We start from the raw sequence: 19,352 nt of genomic DNA, 5'->3' as shown, positions 1-19,352 counted from the left end.
GGGTGACCCGGCCGGCCCCGCAGCCGACGCGCTCGTGGGGCGTGTCTTCGGACAGCGATATCGCGTGCTGAGCCAGCTCGGCGAGGGCGGCATGGGGGCGGTCTACCTGTGCGAGCACTCGGTGCTGGGCCGGCGCTTCGCGGTGAAGGTGCTGCGGGCGGAGCGGGCCACCGACGCGGAGCTCCGCGAGCGCTTCCGCAACGAGGCGCTCGCCGCGAGCCGCATCGGCCAGGAGAACGTGGTGGACGTGCTCGACTTCGGCGAGGAGGCCGACGGCACGCTCTACTACGTGATGGAGGCGCTGGAGGGGCGGAGCCTCGGCGCCGTGCTGCGCGAGGAGGGCGCGCTCCCGGTGGGACGGGCGCTCGGGCTGCTCGACCACGTCTGCCGGGCGCTCGCCGCGGCGCACGCGCGCGGCGTGGTCCACCGCGACGTGAAGCCGGAGAACGTGTTCGTGGTGCGGGGGCCGGACGGCGTCGAGCGCGCCAAGGTGCTCGACTTCGGCATCTCGCACGTGGAGCAGCCCGGCCGCGCCGACCGGATCACCCGCGCCGGCGCCATCGTCGGCACGCCCGAGTACATGGCGCCCGAGCAGGCGGTGGGCGGCCCGGTGGACCACCGCTCCGACGTCTACGCGCTCGGCGTCCTCGCCTACGAGATGCTCACCGGCGCGCTGCCCATCGTCGGCGAGAGCGCCATCGCCACGCTGGTCGCGCACCAGACGCAGGCGCCCGAGCCGCCGTCGCGCCGCCGGGCCGGGATCCCGCCGGAGGTGGACGCGCTCGTGCTGCGCGCGCTCGCGAAGCAGCCGGAGGGGCGCTTCCCGAGCATGCTCGACTTCGCGGCCGAGGTGACGCGCATCCGGCTGTCCACGCTGGCCGGCGACTACGCCCGGCCGTCCTCCGCCGCGCCCACCGCGCGCTACGAGCTGCCCGGGGTGCTGCCCGTGCCCGCGCCCCCGGCCTCCGCCGCGCGCCCGGGCGGCGCGCCCACCGTGCGCGCCGGCACGCCCGCGCCCGCCGCCGCTCGCCGCCACCGCCTCGCGCAGGCGGCGGCCGTGGTCGGGCTCGCCGCCGCTGTCGGTGTGGCGGGGTGGTGGTGGGCGCGCGCGCGGGCGCCGCGCCCCGTCGCCCCGCTGGCGGTCACCCCCGCGCTCCGGGTAGATCCACCCACCGTGCAGGACGCCCGACCCGCGCCTCCCCCCGACGTCGCGCCGCCCTCGACCGCCGCGGTGCCGGCCGTCGCCCCCGCCGCGGCCGAGGCGCCCGCGGGCGCCGCGCGCCCGGTGCCCGCCGCCGCGCGCCGCCCGGCCGCGCCGCGCCCGCGCCCCGCGCCCGCCGATCCCTACTCCGACGACGGCGGGCTGAAGCCCGATCCCTTCCGATGAACCGACCCTGGCGCCTGCTCCCGCTCCTCGCCCTGCTCACCGCCTCGGCCGCCTCCCTCCCCGCCGCCGCGCGCGCGGACGACGTGGCCGCGGCGAGCGCGCACTTCCGCAAGGGCTCGGCGCTGTACCAGCAGCGGCAGTGGCGCGCCGCGATCGCAGAGTTCGAGGCCGCGTACCGGCTGAAGCCGCACGGCGCCATCCACTTCAACGTGGCCCGCTGCCGGGAGCAGCTCGAGGAGTGGCCCGGCGCGCTGCGCAGCTACACCGACTACCTGCGCGAGGTGCCCGACGCGCGCGACCGGGCCGCGGTCCGCGCCGCCATCGGCCGCATCGAGGCGCGCCTCGCCGCGGCCGGGGTGCAGGCGCTGCTCGTGTACACCGATCCGCCCGGGGCCGAGGTCCGGATCGACGGCCGGCCCCGCGGCACCACGCCGTTCCACCTGACGCTGCCGCCCGGCCCGTACGCGCTCGCGCTCGCGCTCGAGGGCTACGCGCCGGTGGAGCAGGCGGTGGAGGTCGGCGCGTCGGTCTCGCGGGTGGTCGAGGTGGTGCTCCGGCCCTCCGCCGCGCCCGCCCCGGCCCCGTCCGCCGCGGCGACCCGGCCGGCCTCGCCGGGCGCCGCCACCGCGCCGCCGGCCGCCTCGCGCGGCGGCGCGGCCGCGCTGCCGCCGCCCGCGCCCGCGCGCCCGGACCTCTCCGCCCGCGCGCCCGCCGCGTCGGTGCCGCTCGCGCCCGCGCCGCAGGCCCGGCCCTCCCGGCACCGCGTGTACACCTGGGTCGCCGCCGGCGCCGCCGCCGCGGCGCTCACCGCCGGCGTCCTGTACGGGCAATCCGCGCAGCGCAAGCGCGACGCGCTCGTGGACGGCACGCCGCACGACGACGCCGCCTCCCTGGCGCGGGACGCGCGCTCGAAGGCGCGCACCGCGAACGTGCTCTACGGGATCGCCGGGGCGGCCGGCGCCGCGGGCGTCACGCTGTTCTTCGTGGAGGGGACGTTCTGATGCGCCGCCTCGCCGTCGTCGCCGCCGCCCTCGCGCTCGCGGCCTGCCAGGTGGACGTGGAGGGCGCCGCCTGCGAGGTCCCGGGCGCCACCGCGCAGTGCCCCTCCGGCCAGGCCTGCGGCAACGACCTGCGCTGCAGCCGGCGCGCGGCCGCCTGCGACGGCGGGCCGTGCACCCCGGGCCAGGTGACCTGCTCCGCCGGGGGCGACGTGGTGCGGTGCGACGGCACCGGCGACGCGGTGTGCGGCGGGACCTGGACGCAGGTGGCGGACTGCGGCGCGGGCGTGCGCTGCGGGCAGCGGACGCCGGGCGCCGACCCGGAGTGCTACTGCCCGGACGCCGCCGGCGGCGAGCTCTGGGTGGACCCGGTCGCGGGCGCGCCGCAGGGCGAGCCGGCGCCGACCGGCGCGCGCGAGCCGGCGCAGTGCCGCTACCGCGCGCTCTCCGACGCGCTGGCCCGGGCCGCCGAGGGCGGCGGGACCTCGGTGATCGCGGCGGGCGCGGCCCCGGCGGTCTACCCGGTCGCCGCCGACCTGGTGATCCCGCCCGGCGTGACGCTGCGGGGCGACGACGTCCCCGCCGCGCCGGCGGCCCGGATCCTGGCGCTCGGCGACGGCGTCGCGGCGGCGGGCGTGACGCTCGGCGCGGGCTCGACGCTCGCCGGCGTCACGGTGCGCGACGACGCCGCGCCCGACGCGGCGGTCGCGATCCGGACCGCCTGCGCCGCCGGCGACCCCGCCCGCGTGGCCGACGTCGCCGTGGCGGCCTCGCGCGAGGGCGGCGCGCTCGCGGCCGGGCTCCGCCTCGAGGGCGCCTGCCCGGTGGCGCTGGAGCGGGTGACGGTCTCGGGCGCCGCCGGTCCGGGCGTGGCGGTGGTGCGCGAGCTGGCCGTGGGCGCCCCCGTCACCGCCGAGGACTCGGTGCTCGAGGGGAACGCGCAGGAGGGGCTGCGCCTCGGGCGCGGCGACGTCACGCTGCTGCGGGTGACGCTGGCCTCGAACGGCGGGGCCGGGCTCGTCGCCGCCGCCGGGGCGGACGGGCGCCTCACGCTCGAGGGCTGCACGGTCCGCGACAACGGGGCGACCGGCGTGGTGCTCGAGGCGAACACCGCGCGCGTGTGGATCGCCGGGACCCGCATCTGCCGGAACGCGGCCAGCCCGCGCGGCGCGTTCACGACCAAGCGCGCCGTGGGCGGCCTGTACCTCGCCGGCAACCCGCCCGCCGCCGCGCAGGCGGTCGGCTTCTCCGGGAACGCCGTCCACGGCAACGCCGGCGACCAGGTGCTGGTCTCGGGCAGCGTGACGGCCTGGCACCTCGACGCCGGCGCCGACGCCTGCGGCGCCGGGCGCAACGTCTTCGGCGAGTACGCGCCGTCGCCGGCGCGCGGCCTGGTGGCCGACTCCGCCGTGGTGAGCGCGCGCTGGAACGGCTGGGCCGGCGTCGTGCCCGCGCCGGGGATCGACTACGAGGCCATCACCGGCGTGAGCGCCGCGTCGGTGGACGCCGTGACGTACTGCGATCCGCCGGCCGCGGCCGAGCTGGTCTGCGAGTAGGCCGGCCGCGCCGGCGGGGCTAGACGGTCCGCCGCCGCGGCGTCGTCACCATCCCGGCGATCACGAGCAGCACGATCGCGCCCACCAGGCTGCCGATGAACCCGGCGGTCTGGAACGTCGTGCCGGACGTGCCCGCGAACGCGGACGCGACCAGCCCGCCGATGAGCGAGCCGGCGATCCCGAGCAGGGTGGTCATGACGAAGCCCAGGCTCTGCTTGCCGGGCACCACCGCGCGCGCGATGAGCCCGATGACGAACCCGAAGACGATCCAGGCGATGATCCCCATGGCCCTGCCTCCCGGCGGAAAGGTAGGCCCGCCGCCGACGCCGGAGCCTGCTCGCCCTCGCGCCGCGCGGTCAGGGCGGCGTGCGGGCGCGCCACGACCGTCGGTACGGGCGCTTCCTTGACTCCCCGATCCCCCGGCGAGTAGCGTCGGCTCGCGCCATGCCCCTCCGCCTCTCCCCCGCTCGCGCGCTCCTGCCGGCGCTCCTGGTGTCCGCGTGCGCCGCCGGCGGCCAGCTCCGCGCCGACGTGCGCGCCGTGCGGGCCGAGCTGGTGGAGGCCCGCGGCGCCGGCGCGGAGCGCTGCGCCGCGGACGAGCTGTCCGACGCGGAGGCGAGCCTGGAGGAGGCCGAGCGGCGGCTGGGCCGCGGCGAGGACGGCGCGGCCCGCGCCCGGGTCGAGTCCGCCGCGCGCAGCGCCCGCCGCGCCCGCGAGCTGGCCCGGACCTGTGCCGCCCCGCAGGTCACCATCCGCAAGGGCGAGCCCGCGGCCCAGGTGATCATCGAGAAGACCGACGGCGACCTCGACGGCGTCCCGGACCTGGACGACCGCTGCCCGGAGGCGCCCGGCCCCGCGACGCTCCAGGGCTGCCCCGACGCGGACGGGGACGGCGTGGGCGACGCCGAGGACGCGTGCCCGGCGGAGGCGGGGCCGGCCGAGACGCTGGGGTGCCCGCCGGCGAAGGACTCCGACGGCGACGGGATCCCCGACGAGATCGACCGCTGCCCGCTCGACCCCGAGGACGCGGACGGGTTCCAGGAGGAGGACGGCTGCCCGGACCCGGACGACGACGGCGACGGCATCGTGGACCGCGTGGACGCGTGCCCGCACGAGCAGGGGCCGCTCGAGAACCGCGGCTGCCCGGTGATGGACGCGGACGGCGACGGGGTGGCCGACCCGGACGACCGCTGCCCCGAGCAGGCCGGGGTCGCCGCCGACGGCTGCCCGCGGGCGTACCGGCTGCTCGAGGTGGGGCGCGACCGGATCGCGCTGCGCGAGCCGGTGCGGTTCGGCGCCCGCGACGACCTGCTGCCGTCGAGCGCGGTCCTGCTCGACGAGCTGGCGCAGGCGCTGCGCGACCGCCCGCGGCTGCGCGTCGCCGTCGAGGTCCACACCGACGGCGCCGGCGACGCGGCCGCGAGCAAGCGGCTGAGCCAGGCGCGGGCCGAGGCGGTCCGGGCGGCGCTGGCCGGGCGCGGGATCGAGGGGGAGCGGGTGGAGGCGAGGGGGATCGGGGCCGAGCACCCCATCGCCTCCAACAAGACCGCGCGCGGCCGGGCGCAGAACCGGCGCACCGAGGTCCGGATCCTCCCGGGCGGATGAAGGAGCGCGAGGGACGCATGGCGCAGTTCGAGATCTTCGTGCCGGCCACCCCGCCCGCCCATGCGGCGGACGTGGTCGTGCTGCTCGAGGCGGACAGCTGGCTCGGCGCGCTCCGGGCCGGCGTGGCGCGGATCGGCGGCCGCCACCCGGCGAACGTCCTCTGCGACGTCCGGCCGGGCGGCGCCATCCACGTGACGGATCCGGAGACCGGCCGCGCCTTCCGCATCCAGGAGCTGCCCGAGGCGGCGGTCCGCCCGTCGCGCACGCCGCCGCCGGGCGCCGTCCCCGCGGCGCCGCGGCCACGCCGGCCGGCCCGCGACGAGATCACCGAGAAGCTGCCGCTCCCCGGCGCGCCGCGGGGCGGCGGGACCCCGGAGGCCCGCCCGCTGCCGTCCCGGCCGCCGGCGGCGCCCATCGGCCGCGAGCCGGCGCCGCGCTCCCCCGCCACCGCGGCCCTGCTCGCCGAGGTGGCGCGGCGCGTGGCGGCGCTGCCCGGCGCCGGCGCCGAGGCGGGCGGCGGGCTGGGCGCGCTGCTCGAGCTGGCGCTGGAGCGGACCGGGTGCGAGGCCGGGTCGGTGTTCCTGCTGCGGCCCGGCGAGCGCGAGCTGTCGTTCGCGGTGGCGCGCGGCCCGGCGGCGGACGCGATCCTCCGGCGCGGCGTGCGGGTGCCGGTCGGCGCCGGCGTGGTGGGCTTCTGCGTGCAGGAGAACGTGGCGCTGGCGGTCTCGGACGTGCGCCAGGATCCGCGCTTCGACGACGCGGTGGCGCGGGCGGCCGGCTACGAGGCCCGCTCGCTGCTGTGCACGCCCATCGCCCGCGGCGGCCGGGTGCTCGGCGCGATCGAGGTGATGAACAAGCGCGGCGGCGAGCTGTTCGACCAGCAGGACGTGGCGGTGCTGGCGCTGCTCGCCGACGTGGCCGCGGCGCGGCTCCCCTGACTCAGTCCTCCTCGGGCAGCTCCGCGTCGGCCTTCGTCAGCTCGCGCATCACCACGGTGGCGTACGCGCCGCGCGGCAGCTCGAACGCCGCGCGGTACCCGTCCTCCAGCGGCTCGAGCGCGACGTCGATCCGGAGCCGCGCCGCGCGGCGGGTGCCCTCGGCCTCGCCGCCGCCGCGCACGAAGTCGGCGAGCGCGATCCCCTCGGCCTCGAGCAGCCGCGCCTCCCGCGCCCCGGCCTCGCCGCCGGCCAGGCGCAGCGCGTGCCCGAACATCGGGCCGGCCGGCGAGATCTCGAACCGCTCCACGCGCGGCCCGTCGGTGGCGGGGTCCTCGCAGGTGAACAGCCCGCCGGTGTCGAGCTTCTTCATCACGTCGCCGGCGAGCGCCGCCGCGAAGCGCCCGTCCGCCATCCGCTCCGCGAGCCAGCGGTTGAACAGGAGCGACTGGTAGGCGGAGAGGGACAGCCGGCGCAGGAAGCGATCGCGGGCGGCGCGCCCGGCCTCGGGGCTCCGCTCGCCGGTGACGAGCGCGCGCCCCACCGCCGCGTTCCGCCCGGCCGCGCCGAAGCGCTGCGGCCCGAAGAAGTTGGGGAGCCCGCGCGCCGCGAGCGCCGCGGCGCAGTCGCGCGCCCGCGCGAGGTCGCCGCCGCGCACCGCCAGCGTGAAGCGGTTCGCGCGGACGTGGCCGGTGCGGAGCTTGTTCTGGTGGCGCGAGACCTCGAGCACCCGCAGGCCCGGCGCGGCGAGCGCGGCCGGGTCGGGATCGCGCGCCACCGGGAACGAGAGCCACTGGGTGGTGACCGCGTCCTTGTCCTTCAGCCCGGCGGCGCCGGCGTCGCGCTCCGGCACGCCCAGCGCCCGCGCCAGCTCGCGCAGGGCGTCGCGGGTGGTGCGCCCGCGCTTCTCCACGCGGAGGTACAGGTGCGGGCCCGCGCCGGACGGCAGGTAGGCGGGGACCTCGTCCACCCGGAAGTCCTCGGGCGCGCGGCGCAGCGCGCCGCCCGAGCCGGGCAGGTCGGCGGTGACGAAGGGGAGGTCGGTCATGCGGAGGGGAGGAGCGCCTCGACGCGCGCGAGGCCGCGCCGGAGCGACGCCCCGAGGGCGCGCTCCGCCGCGCGCTCCAGGCGGTCGCCGGCGGCGAAGAGGTGGAAGAAGAGCAGCTCGCGGAGCGCCTCGAACAGCACCCGCGCGCGATCGCCGGAGGGGTGCAGGCGGGCCGCGGCGGCCGGGGCCAGCGCGCCCACGTTCGCGGCCAGCGCGGCCGGGTCGAGCGCGCCGTCGTCGCCGTGGCCCACGTGCGCCCAGACCGTCGCCCACGGCCCCGCGCCGTCGGCGAGGAACCCGCGCACCGCCGCGCGCAGCGCCGGCCGGCCCGCCTCGGGCACCGCCGCCGTCACCTCGCGCAGGAGCGTGTTCATGGCCTCCGCGAGCTCCGCCAGGCGCGCCGCCTCCGGCGCCGGCTCCGCCGCGGCGTCGGCCTCCACCGCCACGTGGCCCGCCTCGGCGAGGTGGTAGAGCAGCTTCGTCGCCTCGAACTCGTCGAGGTGCGCGGCCATCGCCAGCTCGGCCACGGTGCGGCTCCCGTCCAGCAGCTCGAGCAGGGCGCGCTCCGGCGGCTGCAGCGCGGCGGCGCGGCGCGGGCGGCGCCGGCGCACGCGGGCCTGGGGACCGGGGATGCGGGCGCGGAACAGCGCCAGCTCGTCCATGCGCCGCGCGCCGTCCATGAGCAGCGCCTGCGTGCTCACGGTGAGCGCGGCGGCGGCGCGCTCCGGCAGCTCCTCGTCCATCAGCACGAACGAGCCGCGGCCGGCGAGCAGGATGGCCTGGAACACCACCGTGGCCTGCTCGTGCAGGCAGTTCCACAGGTCGGCCGCGGAGAGCGCGCCCGCGTCGAGCAGCGCCTTGCCCACCGGCCGCCCCGAGCGCAGCGCCTCGCGCGCCTGCGCCTCGCCCACCAGCCCGAGCCGCACCGCGATCTCGCCCAGCCGCTCGCCGGGCGCGCTGGACCGGGCGCCGCGCACCTCCCCGTCCTGGAACGCCACCGAGCGCTCCGCGCCGCCCGACGAGACGGTGAGGATCCCGGTGAGCCGCGACTGGTGCAGGAACGCCACCAGGTCGCCCACCGGGAAGCCGTCCAGGTCGCCGGCCAGCAGGCAGCGCGGGCGGGCGGCCGCGGCCCCGGTGGCCGGGGTGCGGCGCGCCACCAGCAGGTCCGGCGCGGAGGGCAGGAGCACGAACCGCCCGGCGCGGTCGGCGAGCGCGCGCCGCACCGCGTCGGTCTGGGGGACCAGCCGCCCGTGGGCGTCGATGTCCACGAGCAGGGTCAGTCCTTCTCCCAGCCCTGGTGCTTCTGCCACTCCTCCTCGTCCTCCAGCGCGTGCAGCAGCATGGCCGGCGAGTAGTCGGGCAGGGCCAGGTAGCGGCCGTTCAGGAAGAGCGTGGGCGTGCCGCGCAGCCCGGCCGCGCGCGCCTCCGCCTGCGAGACGCGGACCTTGTCCAGGTACTTCCGGCTGGCGAGCGCGTCGCGCAGGTCGCCCGCGTCGCCGCCCGCCGCGCGCGCGGCCTCCGCGATCGCGTCCACGCCGAGCGGCGCCTCCGCCTCGAACAGCGCGTCGTGCAGCGGCCAGAAGACGCCCTGGTCGCGCGCCCACTCGCCGGCCTGCGCCGCCTCCAGCGCGCCGGGGTGCGCCTCGATGGGGAACGGCTTGAACACCAGCTTCACCCGGCCGGCGTGCTCCTCGACGAAGCGCTCGAGCTGCGGGCGCAGGCCGCGGCAGAACGGGCAGGTGAAGTCGGAGAACTCGACCAGCGTGACCGGCGCCGCGGCGTCGCCGAGCGGCGGGCCGAAGCCGTCGGTGGCGAGCGCGACGCGGCGGTCGAACGAGGCGTAGTAGTCGTCCACCAGGCCGGGCAGGGCCGACGGGCTCGCGCCGGCCGCCACCAGGCGCGCCGCCAGCTGGGTCATCCGCGCGGCGTGCTTGCAGGGCTGGTGGGTGCGCAGGCAGCTCGTGACCGTGTGGGGGCAGCCGCAGTAGCAGAACGCCCGCGAGGCCCAGTCGCGCACGACGGCGCGCTGCTCCGGGGTGAGGTCGTCGAGGTCCGCGCCGGCGAGCGGATCGGCGGCGGCCGCCTCGGAGGCCGGCACGGCTGCGCCGGCGGCGGGCGCGCCCGGTGCCGGCGCGGCGGTCTTGCAGGCGGGCAGGCCGGCGAGGCCGAGGGCCGCGAGCGCGGCGAGGAGGAACGAGCGGGTGATCGTCATGGAGGGAGCCCCGGGGAGCGCGGTCGCGGGATTCTAGTACGACCCCGCCGGCCGTGGGCGCCGCTCACGCTTTGAACGTGGCACCGCCCCCATGGTCTGCTTAGACAGGACCGGCCTTGGAACGCGCGCAGCCGACGAGGGAGCGGGGGACCATCCGCAAGGAGCCGGGCGGGCGCCTGGGCGTGGCCCTCGTGTACCCGAACGCCTACCGGCTGGGGATGGCGAACCTCGGGTTCCACGCCGTGTACCGGCTGTTCAACGCCGACCCGGGGGTCGCCTGCGAGCGGGCGTTCCTGCCGGAGGACGGGGGCGAGCCGCGCACCGTCGAGTCCGGCCGGCCGCTGCGCGACTTCGACGTGGTCGCGTTCTCGCTCTCCTTCGAGGACGACGACGCCCACGTGCTCGAGCTGCTCGACCGCGCCGGCCTGCCGCTCCGCAGCGCCGACCGCGACGAGCGCCACCCGCTCGTCCTGGGGGGCGGCATCGCGGTGCAGATCAACCCCGAGCCGCTGGCGCCGTTCTTCGACGCGTTCCTGGTGGGCGAGGGCGAGGAGCTGGTCGGGCCGTTCCTGGCGCTCGCCCGCGCCGCCCGCGAGGAGCGGCCCGCCCGCGCCGAGCTGCTCCGGCGGGTGGCGCGGCTGCCCGGCGGCTACGTGCCCGGGCTGTACGACGTCGAGTACTCCGACACGCGGGATCCCGGCGGCGCGTGGGTCACGCGCTTCGCGCCGCGCGAGGGGGCGCCGGAGCGCGTCCGCCGCTGCTACGTCCCGAACCTCCGGCAGGTGCCCACCTCGCGGGTGGTGGACAGCCCCGACGCGCAGTTCGGCGACCTGTTCCTCACCGAGGTGGCGCGCGGCTGCCTGTGGGGGTGCCGGTTCTGCGCCGCCGGGTTCGTGCAGCGCCCCTACCGCGAGGTGGACCTGGAGCGGCTCCGCGCCGAGGTGCGCGAGGGGATCGCCCGCGGCCAGCGCATCGGCCTCATCGGCCCGGACACGAGCGACTACACCGGCCTCGACGCGCTCACCTGCTTCATCGGCGAGCAGGGCGGCACGTTCAGCCCGTCGTCGCTGCGGGTGGACGCGATCACGACGCCGCTGGCGCGGCGCATGGCGGAGGGTGGCGAGCGGTCGATCACCATCGCCCCCGAGGCCGGCACCGAGAAGATGCGCCGGGTGATCAACAAGGACTTCACCGACGACCAGATCGTCCAGGCGGCGGAGAACGCGCTCTCGCAGGGGATGCAGCACGTGAAGATGTACTTCATGTGCGGCCTGCCCGCCGAGACCGACGACGACGTGCTGGGGATGGCGCGGATCGCGGTGCGGATCCGCGAGGAGGTGATGCTGCCGTGGGCCCGCAAGCGCGGGCGCATGGGGCGCATCTCGCTGTCGGTGAACCCGTTCGTGCCGAAGCCGTGGACGCCGTTCCAGTGGCTGCCCATGCACGACCGCAAGTGCCTGGAGGCGAAGCGCAAGCTGCTGGAGAAGACGCTGCGGCCGCTCGGCATCGACGTGGACTTCTTCAGCCCGCGCGAGGCCTACCTCCAGACGCTGCTCTCGCGCGGCGACCGCCGGGTGGCGGACCTGCTCGAGCTGGCGCACCGCGAGACCGGCGGCGACCTGCGCAAGGCGCTGGCGCGCTGGCCGCACGATCCGGACTTCTTCGTGCTGCGCGAGGCCGGCGTCGAGGAGACCTTGCCCTGGGACTTCCTCGACCAGGGCCTCGAGAAGCGGTTCCTGGCCCGGGAGCTGCGGCGCGGGGTCGCGTCGAAGCTCACGCCCAAGTGCGCGGTGGACACCTGCCGCGCCTGCGGCCTCGACTGCGCCGACCACCCGGAGCTCGAGCCGGCGGTGGTGCAGCTCGCCGCGCCGGCCCGCCCCGCCTGACTGGCGCCCGCCCCGGGCCCGCGGACGGGCCCGGAGCGGACCGCGACGATCAGGGCGCGGCCCCGCTGGTCCCGGTGACGGGAACCTCCAGCGGGAGCGGGATGGGCGAGTCCACGATCCAGTCCACCTCGCTCGGCGCGTACGGATCCGCCTCCTTGCCGGCGGTCAGCGTCACCGACGCGCCCACGCCGCAGGTGAACCCGCCGAGCCGCGCCACCATCCGGCACGGTCCCACGCTGTCCACCGGGCAGCGCGTGCCGCAGGCGTCGGCCGCGTTGCAGGGCTGGTAGGTGAACTCGAGGCCGCGGCCGTCCGGGTAGGCGTCGAGCCCCCGGTAGGCGGCGGCGATCTTGGACGGGGCGCGCACCGCGACCGCGTAGGAGGTGGCCGCCGGGAGCAGGTTCAGGTTCACGTCCGCCGCGTACACCGCGTAGGTCGCCCGGCTGGGCACGTCACCGGGCGTGAGCGCGAACGGGGCGGCCGGGGGGGTCGGGGTGCACGCGCCCTCGCCGGCGGCGGGGAGCGCGGCCCACCGGGTGCCGAGCAGCCCCGCACCCCCGGTGGCGGCGGTCGGCCCGAGCGGCGGCCCGGTGAACACCACCACCGTCTGCGTCCAGATCCTGGTGAGCGCGTCCCACCGTCCGTTCGCCGCGGTCCAGCCGCCCGAGCCGTCCACGTCCACGAACGCCTCGCCGGGATCGTGCTGGCCGTCGTCGTCCGCGTCCACGAACGGCTCCGGCAGATCCACGAACGGCTCGCCCGCGTCGTACCGGCCGTCGCCGTCGAGGTCGGTGAACGCCTCCTCGCCGTCGGCCACCGCGATCACGGAGACCACGCCGTCGCGCGGGTTGTGCGTGCGGGTGCCGCACGCGTCGGCGTACGTGACCGACGGCTCGCCGACGCGCGGCGCCACGTCCTCCGGCAGGTAGCCGCCCAGCGTCGCGAACAGGCCGGACGCGAGGCCCAGGTCGCGCTGCGCCGGCGGGTCCATGCCGGGCTGGAGGTCGGGCGTGGTGCGCGCGAGGGCGGCGCGGCTCGCCTCGGAGTGGAACGTCACCGCGGTCGCGCGCCCGAGCATGTTCTGGTGGCGGTCCTGCAGCACCGCCACGCAGGTGAACGCCGCGTCCACCAGCGACGCGCCGCAGTCGGTCTCGGCGAGCGCCTCCACGTTCCCGGGGTCGCACACGAGCGTGAACGCGCCGGCGCTGGGCCGGGCGCCGACGACGGGCACGCCGGGCTGGAGCACGGCCGAGCGGGTCTGGCCGCCGGCGGTGGCGGTCGCGGTCAGGGTGAGCGTGCCGGCCACGGTGCCGGACTGGAGCGTGGCGCGGACCTGCCCGAGCGTGTCCGGCGCGGCGCCGCCGGAGGTGGTCGCGGCGCGCACCGCGCTGCACGCCGGGCCCGGCACGGCGCACGGGATCGCGCCGTGCAGGTCGGAGCCGCCCAGCCGCGGGTGCTCCAGGTGGACCTCCAGGCCATCCGGGTAGGCGAGGCCGTCGTCGCCGACGAGCGTGAACGTCACCGCGTTCGCCTCGTTCCAGCCGGAGTCGCGCACGCCCATCACCGGGAACGCCGGCGCGGGCTGCGCGGAGATCTGCGCCAGCGCCGGCATGCGCACCGACGCGGTGATCTCGACCGGCGCGGCCGCGAGGCGGGCGGTGAGGTGGGCCGTGCCGCCCTCCGCGGCGGAGACGAAGGTCGCGGCCGCCACGCCGGCGCCGTCGGTCACCACGGTGACGCTCGCGGCCGGGCCGGACTCGGCCTGGAACGCGCCCAGCGTGGTGGTCAGCACCACCTGCTCGCCCGCCGCGGGCACGCCCTCTCGCGCCAGCGTCACCGTGACGGCGGTGGTGGCGCGGCCGTCGGCCGGGATGCGGGCGCGGGCCGGGGCGAGCGCGAGCGCCACGCCCGAGGCGAGGTCGGTGCAGCGGCGGCCGCGGCAGGCCCAGCGCGCGCCGGCGGCGGCGTCGCACGCCTGCCCGTCGCAGGCGGCCTCCGCGCAGTCCACCAGGCCGTCGCAGTCGTCGTCGAGCCGGTTCGCGCAGGACACCTCGGCCGTCTCGGTGGCGTCGCAGGCCACCGGCGCGCAGGTGCCGCCGGCGCACGCGCCCGCCCGCCCGTCGGCGGTGGCGCAGGTCGCGCCGCCGCAGTCCGCGTCCTCGCAGTCCACCCGGCCGTCGCAGTCGTCGTCCCGCCCGTCGCCGCAGGCGGTCTCGCCCGCGGACGCGGGCGTGCACACGCAGGCGCCCTGGGCGCAGGCGCCCACCGCCCCGCCCGCGGCCAGGCAGCGGCGTCCGGCGCACCCCGCGTCGGCGCAGTCCACCCCGCCGTCGCAGTCGTTGTCGCGGGCGTCGTCGCAGGCGGTCTCGCCGCCCGGCTGGCCGGCGTCGGGCGTGCACGTGCACGCGCCGGCGGCGCAGGTCCCGACCGCCCCCGCCCCGGTGCGGCAGGTCGCGCCGGCGCACTCGGCCGCGGCGCAGTCCGCCGCCGGGTTGCCCGCGTCCGGCACGCCGTTGTCGCAGACCTCGGCGCCCATGAACGTGACCTGCGCGAGGCCGTACGCCAGCGACGCGTCCGACGCGGTCACCGACACCGGGCCCCAGCACGCGGGGTCGAGCCGCTGGTCGCAGGTGACGAGCGTGAGGTCGCCCTCGGCCGCGGCGAGCGTGGCGGTGCTGGTGCCGGTGCCGAGGAACGTGCCGCGGCTCGCCACCACCGCGACCGGCCCCTTGCCGGCGCGCACGTGGACGGTGACCGTCGCGGCGCCGTCCGCCTTCACCAGCGCGGGCGCGGCGGTCACGCTCACCGGCAGGGCGGACGGGGCGGCGTCGTCGCCGCCGGAGCAGGCGGCCGCCGCGCAGAGCAGGGCGACCAGGGTACGGCGGGTGGGCTTCATGGAGGGCTCCGGTCGGCGAGAGGGGTGAGGCGGCCGGCCTTCGCCGGCGGTGACTGCGACGAATCGTGAACGTGCTCGGAAGGGCGGAACGCCGTCCGGCGCGGACGTGACCAGGAGTGGAGGCCCGGCGCGCGCTTCCGGACGCGGCGCGCGGGTCGGGGCGGCGACCCGGAGGATTCACCGCGGGTGCTCGGTCACCCTGCGGCGCCGCGGCGCGCGTGCGCGGGCGCCCGCGGTCGGGGTATGTAGGGCGCGTGGACGAGCGCGAGGCGATGCAGGAGGCGCTGGGGCTGGCGCGCGAGGCGGCGGCCCGCGGCGAGGTGCCGGTCGGCGCGGTGGCGCTGTTCGAGGGCCGCGTGGTCGGCCGCGGCGCGAACGCCCGCGAGGCGGCGCGCGATCCCACCGCGCACGCGGAGCTCCTCGCGATCCAGGAGGCGGCGCGCACCCTCGGGCGCTGGCGCCTCACCGGCGTCACGCTGGTGGTGACGCTCGAGCCCTGCGCCATGTGCGCCGGCGCCATGGTGCTCGCCCGCATCGACCGGCTCGTCTACGGGGCGAGCGATCCCAAGGCCGGCTGCACCGGCTCCCTCCAGGACCTGTCGGCGGACCCCCGGCTGAACCACCGGTTCCCGGTGGAGCGCGGCCTGCTGGCCGAGGAGTCCGGCGAGCTCCTCCGGGCCTTCTTCCGGGCCCGCCGGGGCGCCGGGAACGGAAACGGCAACGGCGGCGAGGGTTAGGCGAGGGGTAGGCGAGCCTTCCCCCTTGGCACGCCCCGGGAGATCGGTTAAACCCGCCGGCGGAGAGCTGGCCGAGCTGGTCGAAGGCGCCTGACTCGAAATCAGGTGTACCGGCAACGGTACCGGGGGTTCGAATCCCTCGCTCTCCGCCAATTTGGACCACGACTGCGGGCTCGCTCGCTGCGGCGAGAACAGACGAGGCCGGAGCCGAGGTCAGGGGAGAGGCATCGAGAGCTCCCGAGAAGACATCACGGGGCCCGTTCGGCCCCACCGCCAGGGAGGGAGCCGAGCACTCCCTGGAGAGTTGGAAGCAGTAACCTCAGCGAGCGCAGGCCCACGCGGTAGCGTGGGCCGTAGCGAGCAGGGGGTCTGGGGGAGCGCAGGCTCCCCTGGCGAAGCACAGGGGAGCCGAGCACTCCCCCAGGTATAAGGAGAGGTGACCGAGCGGTTGAAGGTGCACGACTGGAAATCGTGTGTACCGGGAACGGTACCGTGGGTTCAAATCCCACCCTCTCCGCCAGCAACGGGGTTCCCAGGACGTTAAGAAGGTGGGAACCGCGAGCCGGCGATGCGCCGGGCGAGCCGGCCCAGAATCCTCGGGCGACGTGGGGGTCACCAAACCCCGCCAGGCCCGGAAGGGAGCAACGGTAGGTGGTCTTCCGTGCGCCCGGGGATTGTGGGCCGGCTCTTTTTGCTGGAACGTGAGGCGCGCCCCGCCCCCGCGGTGACCGATCCCAATGGCTTACCTCGTCCTCGCCCGCAAGTACCGGCCGCAGCGCTTCGGCGAGATGTCCGGCCAGGAGCACGTGGTCCGGACGCTGTCGAACGCGCTCAAGACCGGCCAGCTCGCCCACGCCTTCCTGTTCACCGGCCCGCGCGGCGTCGGCAAGACCACCACCGCCCGCCTGGTGGCGAAGGCGCTCAACTGCGAGCAGGGCCCGACCGCCGAGCCGTGCGGCGTCTGCACCCCCTGCGTCGAGATCGCCGAGGGGCGCGCGGTGGACGTGGTGGAGATCGACGCCGCCTCCAACAACGGCGTGGACAACGTCCGCGACATCGTCGAGGCGGTGAAGTACCGGCCCGCCCGCGACCGCTTCAAGGTGTTCGTGGTGGACGAGGTCCACATGCTGTCGCAGGGCGCGTTCAACGCGCTCCTGAAGACGCTGGAGGAGCCGCCGCCGCACGTGAAGTTCGTGCTGGCCACCACCGACGTCCACAAGGTCCCCGAGACCATCCTCTCGCGCTGCCAGCGCTTCGACTTCCGGCGCCTCACGCTCCAGCAGATCGCCGATCAGCTCGCCAAGGTCGCGGCGGAGGAGGGGATGCGGCTGTCCCCGGCCGCGCTGGCGCTGGTGGCGCGGCAGGCCGAGGGCGGCATGCGCGACGCGCTGTCGCTGCTCGACCAGGTGCGGGCCGCCTGCGGCGACGCGCCCGGCGACGACGCGGTGGCGGAGGCGCTCGGCGCGGTGGACGCGGCGGCGGTGTCGCGCATCGCGGCGGCGCTGGTCGGGCGCGACGGCGCCGCGCTGCTGCGCGAGATCGAGGCGCTGCACGACCGCGGCCTCGAGGTGAAGCGGCTCGCCGAGGAGCTCGTCCGGCACCTGCGCAACGTGGTGGTGGCGAGGCTCGTGCCGCAGGCGCCCATCGACCTGCCGGACGCGGAGCTCGCCGAGGTGCGCGCGCAGGCCGCGGCCGCCGACGCGGCGCAGCTCACGCGCCTGTTCGACCTGGCGCAGCGCGCGGTGGTGGACGTGAAGCTCGCCGAGCAGCCGCGCTACGCGCTCGAGGTGGCGCTGCTCGAGGGCGTGTTCCTCGCCCCCGGCGCGCAGGTCTCCGAGCTGGTGGCGCGCGTCGAGGCGCTCGCCCGCGGCGCGCCGCTCCCGCCGCCTCGCGCCGCCGGCGGCCCTGCCGCGCCGCCCGCGCCCGCCGCGCCGGCCTCCGGCTCCGCGCCGCCGGCCCCGCCCGCCGCCCCTGCGCGCGGCGCCGCCGCCGCCTCGGGCTGGCGCGAGCTCCCCGCGTTCGGGACGCCCGGGTGCGCCGCCGGCTCGGCGCCCGCCCAGGCCGAGCCCGCGCCCGCGCCGCCGCCGCCCGCCGCGCCCGCCCCCGCGGCCGCCGCGGCCGACCCCGGCGCCGCCGCGAGCGCGGCCGATCGCTGGCGCGCGGCCGTCGAGCAGGTGGAGCACGAGAGCCCGACCGCGGCCGCGTCGCTCAAGCAGGCGGCGCTGCTCGGCCTCGGCGAGGGCGAGGTGCGGGTCCAGCTCCCGCCCGGCTTCCACGCGCAGAGCGCCGAGCGGAAGCGCGGCGAGATCGAGGCGGTGTTCGCCCGCTTCTTCGGGCGCCCCACCAGGCTGGCGCTGACGATCGCGGCGCTGCCGGCGGCGCCCGCCGCGGCGGCCGAGGCGCCCCCCGGCGCGGCCGCGCCCTCGATCGCCGCGAGCGACGCCGCCGAGCGGATGGCCCGCTCGGCCCGGGTGCGCGACACCGCGCGCGCCCACCCCAACATCCAGGAGGCCGTCCGCGTGCTGGACGGCGCCATCGACCGGATCGAGGAGCTGTGATGGACATCCAGTACCTGATGCGCCAGGCCAAGAAGCTGGAGAAGGCCATGGCGGACGCCAAGGAGAAGCTCGCCGAGATCGCGGTCGAGGCCGAGAGCGGCGGCGGCCTCGTCAAGGTGGCCATGAACGGCAAGTGCGAGGTCACCCGGCTCACGGTGGATCCGAAGGCGATCGACCCGAACGACAAGGCGATGCTCGAGGACCTCATCACCGCGGCGGTGAACGCGGCGGTGGAGAAGGCGCGCACGGCCGCCGACGAGTCGATGAGCAAGGCCACCGGCGGCATCAAGATCCCCGGCATCGCCGGCTGATCGATGGCCGTCGCGGATCCCATCGCGCGCCTGGTGAAGGAGCTGGCGAAGCTCCCCGGCATCGGGGAGAAGACCGCGCAGCGCCTGGCGTTCCACATCCTCAAGGCCGGCGCCGGCTACGCCGGCGACCTCGCCGCGGCCATCGCCGGCGTGGTGCGCGACGTGCGGCTGTGCTCGACCTGCCAGACGCTCACCGACCAGGACCCCTGCGCGATCTGCCGCGACCCGGAGCGCGACGCCCGGATGATCTGCGTGGTGGAGGGCGTGCCGGACCTGCTGGCGGTGGAGCGCACCCACGAGTTCCGCGGCCGCTACCACGTGCTCCACGGCGCGCTCTCGCCGCTCGACGGCGTGGGCCCGTCCGACCTCAAGATCCGCGAGCTGCTGGTGCGCCTCGAGCGCGAGCCGGCCGACGAGATCGTGGTGGCGACGAACCCGGACGTCGAGGGCGAGGCCACCGCGCTCTACCTGACGAAGCTCCTGAAGCCGATGGGGCTGAAGGTCACCCGCATCGCCCAAGGTGTTCCCATGGGCGGGGATCTCGAATACGCTGATCAGGTGACGCTGGCCCGCGCGCTGGCCGGCCGCCGCGAGCTCTGAGCGCGGCGGGCGACGGCTCCGGGCCTCGCCGTAGCGCCTCCCCGGTGCGATATCGCGCTACACGCGCCGGCCCCGATTGAACGCGGCACGGTTCCCTGGTATTCGCCCATCACTCGGATCTTCGCGGAGAGCGACGGCCCATGAATTCCGGCTTGGTGATGTACGAGGAGGAGTTCCGGCTCATCGCCGGGATCTGCGACCGGCTCACGCGCGACGCGAACGCCAAGGTCGTCTTCCTCGTCGACAAGAACGGCCAGCTCATCGCGTCGAGCGGGCAGGCGCAGAACCTGGACACCACCTCGCTCGCGTCCCTCACCGCGGGTAACGTCGCGGCCATGGGCGGCCTCGCCAAGCTCATCGGCGAGAAGGAGTTCCCGAACCAGTTCCACGAGGGCGAGAAGGAATCGCTCCACATGAGCATCGTGGGCGGCCGGGTGGTGCTGGTCGTCATCTTCGACGCGAAGAGCTCGCTCGGCCTGGTGCGCCTGCGGGTGAAGAAGGCGGGGGAGGAGCTGGCCCGGGTGTTCGACGCGCTGGCCAGGAAGCAGGCCGCGCCCGGCGCCGCGAGCCCGTTCGCCGAGATCACCGACGACGACATCGACAATCTGTTCAGCGAGTGA

16 protein-coding genes, 2 tRNA genes and 1 other RNA gene are annotated in these 19,352 nt (G+C 77.4%); 14 read left to right on the top strand and 5 right to left on the bottom strand.

Annotated elements, in window-relative coordinates:
* Positions 1–64 precede the first annotated feature (64 nt).
* The 3 genes from ADEH_RS18870 to ADEH_RS18860 are packed head-to-tail and all read left to right on the top strand — an operon-like array spanning position 65 to position 3,941.
* The gene (locus ADEH_RS18870; RefSeq protein ID WP_232287337.1) at positions 65–1,387 is read left to right on the top strand and encodes a serine/threonine-protein kinase; all 1,323 of its coding nucleotides are present in this window, start codon (positions 65–67) and stop codon (positions 1,385–1,387) included.
* Positions 1,384–2,388: a PEGA domain-containing protein gene (locus tag ADEH_RS18865; RefSeq protein WP_011422696.1), complete on the top strand. Its 1,005-nt coding sequence runs from the start codon at positions 1,384–1,386 to the stop codon at positions 2,386–2,388. Before ADEH_RS18870 ends, ADEH_RS18865 begins: the two co-directional genes overlap by 4 nt.
* On the top strand, positions 2,388–3,941 hold the full coding sequence (locus tag ADEH_RS18860) for a right-handed parallel beta-helix repeat-containing protein (RefSeq protein ID WP_011422695.1): 1,554 nt from the start codon (positions 2,388–2,390) through the stop codon (positions 3,939–3,941). Before ADEH_RS18865 ends, ADEH_RS18860 begins: the two co-directional genes overlap by 1 nt.
* 19 nt (positions 3,942–3,960) lie before the next feature.
* Here the strand turns inward: ADEH_RS18860 and ADEH_RS18855 are convergent, their stop codons facing one another.
* The gene (locus ADEH_RS18855; RefSeq protein WP_011422694.1) at positions 3,961–4,227 is read right to left on the bottom strand and encodes a GlsB/YeaQ/YmgE family stress response membrane protein; all 267 of its coding nucleotides are present in this window, start codon (positions 4,225–4,227) and stop codon (positions 3,961–3,963) included.
* Between the two features lie 158 nt (positions 4,228–4,385).
* On the opposite strand from ADEH_RS18855, the gene ADEH_RS18850 reads away from it, so the two are divergent.
* Positions 4,386–5,546 carry an OmpA family protein gene (locus ADEH_RS18850; protein WP_041453696.1) on the top strand — a complete coding sequence of 387 codons (1,161 nt, stop codon included), beginning with the start codon at positions 4,386–4,388 and terminating at the stop codon, positions 5,544–5,546.
* A 17-nt stretch (positions 5,547–5,563) separates the two neighbouring features.
* Positions 5,564–6,484 (top strand): GAF domain-containing protein, encoded by a 921-nt coding sequence (locus ADEH_RS18845; protein ID WP_011422692.1) that lies wholly within the window; start codon positions 5,564–5,566, stop codon positions 6,482–6,484.
* Position 6,485: 1 nt separating this feature from the next.
* On the opposite strand, the gene truD is transcribed toward ADEH_RS18845, so the two are convergent.
* From truD to ADEH_RS18830, 3 genes are read right to left on the bottom strand one after another with little or no spacing between them, the layout of a single operon-like run.
* Positions 6,486–7,529: a tRNA pseudouridine(13) synthase TruD gene (gene truD, locus ADEH_RS18840; RefSeq protein WP_011422691.1), complete on the bottom strand. Its 1,044-nt coding sequence runs from the start codon at positions 7,527–7,529 to the stop codon at positions 6,486–6,488.
* The gene (locus tag ADEH_RS18835; RefSeq protein ID WP_011422690.1) at positions 7,526–8,800 is read right to left on the bottom strand and encodes a DUF4388 domain-containing protein; all 1,275 of its coding nucleotides are present in this window, start codon (positions 8,798–8,800) and stop codon (positions 7,526–7,528) included. The genes truD and ADEH_RS18835 overlap by 4 nt, the downstream gene beginning before the upstream one ends.
* An 8-nt stretch (positions 8,801–8,808) precedes the next feature.
* Complete coding sequence (locus ADEH_RS18830) at positions 8,809–9,744, bottom strand: DsbA family protein (protein WP_011422689.1); 936 nt, start codon at positions 9,742–9,744, stop codon at positions 8,809–8,811.
* A gap of 116 nt (positions 9,745–9,860) precedes the next feature.
* Between ADEH_RS18830 and ADEH_RS18825 the strand changes: the two genes are divergently transcribed.
* Positions 9,861–11,630 carry a radical SAM protein gene (locus tag ADEH_RS18825; protein ID WP_011422688.1) on the top strand — a complete coding sequence of 590 codons (1,770 nt, stop codon included), beginning with the start codon at positions 9,861–9,863 and terminating at the stop codon, positions 11,628–11,630.
* A 49-nt stretch (positions 11,631–11,679) separates the two neighbouring features.
* On the opposite strand, the gene ADEH_RS18820 is transcribed toward ADEH_RS18825, so the two are convergent.
* Positions 11,680–14,526 carry a MopE-related protein gene (locus tag ADEH_RS18820; protein WP_011422687.1) on the bottom strand — a complete coding sequence of 949 codons (2,847 nt, stop codon included), beginning with the start codon at positions 14,524–14,526 and terminating at the stop codon, positions 11,680–11,682.
* A gap of 254 nt (positions 14,527–14,780) precedes the next feature.
* On the opposite strand from ADEH_RS18820, the gene tadA reads away from it, so the two are divergent.
* The 8 genes from tadA (at position 14,781) to ADEH_RS18785 (ending at position 19,352) form a co-directional block, all read left to right on the top strand.
* The gene (gene tadA / locus ADEH_RS18815; RefSeq protein ID WP_011422686.1) at positions 14,781–15,263 is read left to right on the top strand and encodes a tRNA adenosine(34) deaminase TadA; all 483 of its coding nucleotides are present in this window, start codon (positions 14,781–14,783) and stop codon (positions 15,261–15,263) included.
* Between the two features lie 61 nt (positions 15,264–15,324).
* Positions 15,325–15,415: transfer RNA gene (locus tag ADEH_RS18810), tRNA-Ser, on the top strand.
* Positions 15,416–15,693: 278 nt separating this feature from the next.
* Positions 15,694–15,783, top strand: a tRNA-Ser gene (locus ADEH_RS18805).
* Between the two features lie 68 nt (positions 15,784–15,851).
* An RNA gene (ffs, locus tag ADEH_RS22895) (signal recognition particle sRNA small type) lies at positions 15,852–15,945 on the top strand.
* A gap of 55 nt (positions 15,946–16,000) precedes the next feature.
* Positions 16,001–17,821 (top strand): DNA polymerase III subunit gamma/tau, encoded by a 1,821-nt coding sequence (gene dnaX / locus ADEH_RS18800; RefSeq protein ID WP_011422685.1) that lies wholly within the window; start codon positions 16,001–16,003, stop codon positions 17,819–17,821.
* A complete protein-coding gene (locus ADEH_RS18795; protein ID WP_011422684.1) occupies positions 17,821–18,132 on the top strand; it encodes a YbaB/EbfC family nucleoid-associated protein in 312 nt (103 codons plus the stop codon). Before dnaX ends, ADEH_RS18795 begins: the two co-directional genes overlap by 1 nt.
* Positions 18,133–18,135: 3 nt before the next feature.
* Positions 18,136–18,732: a recombination mediator RecR gene (gene recR, locus ADEH_RS18790; RefSeq protein ID WP_011422683.1), complete on the top strand. Its 597-nt coding sequence runs from the start codon at positions 18,136–18,138 to the stop codon at positions 18,730–18,732.
* A 140-nt stretch (positions 18,733–18,872) separates the two neighbouring features.
* Positions 18,873–19,352 (top strand): roadblock/LC7 domain-containing protein, encoded by a 480-nt coding sequence (locus tag ADEH_RS18785; protein WP_011422682.1) that lies wholly within the window; start codon positions 18,873–18,875, stop codon positions 19,350–19,352.

The organism is Anaeromyxobacter dehalogenans 2CP-C (genome assembly GCF_000013385.1).
Classification (GTDB): Bacteria; Myxococcota; Myxococcia; order Myxococcales; family Anaeromyxobacteraceae; genus Anaeromyxobacter; species Anaeromyxobacter dehalogenans_B.
Note: the sequence above shows the minus strand (reverse complement) of the source record. Positions and strands in the feature narration are given on the sequence as shown.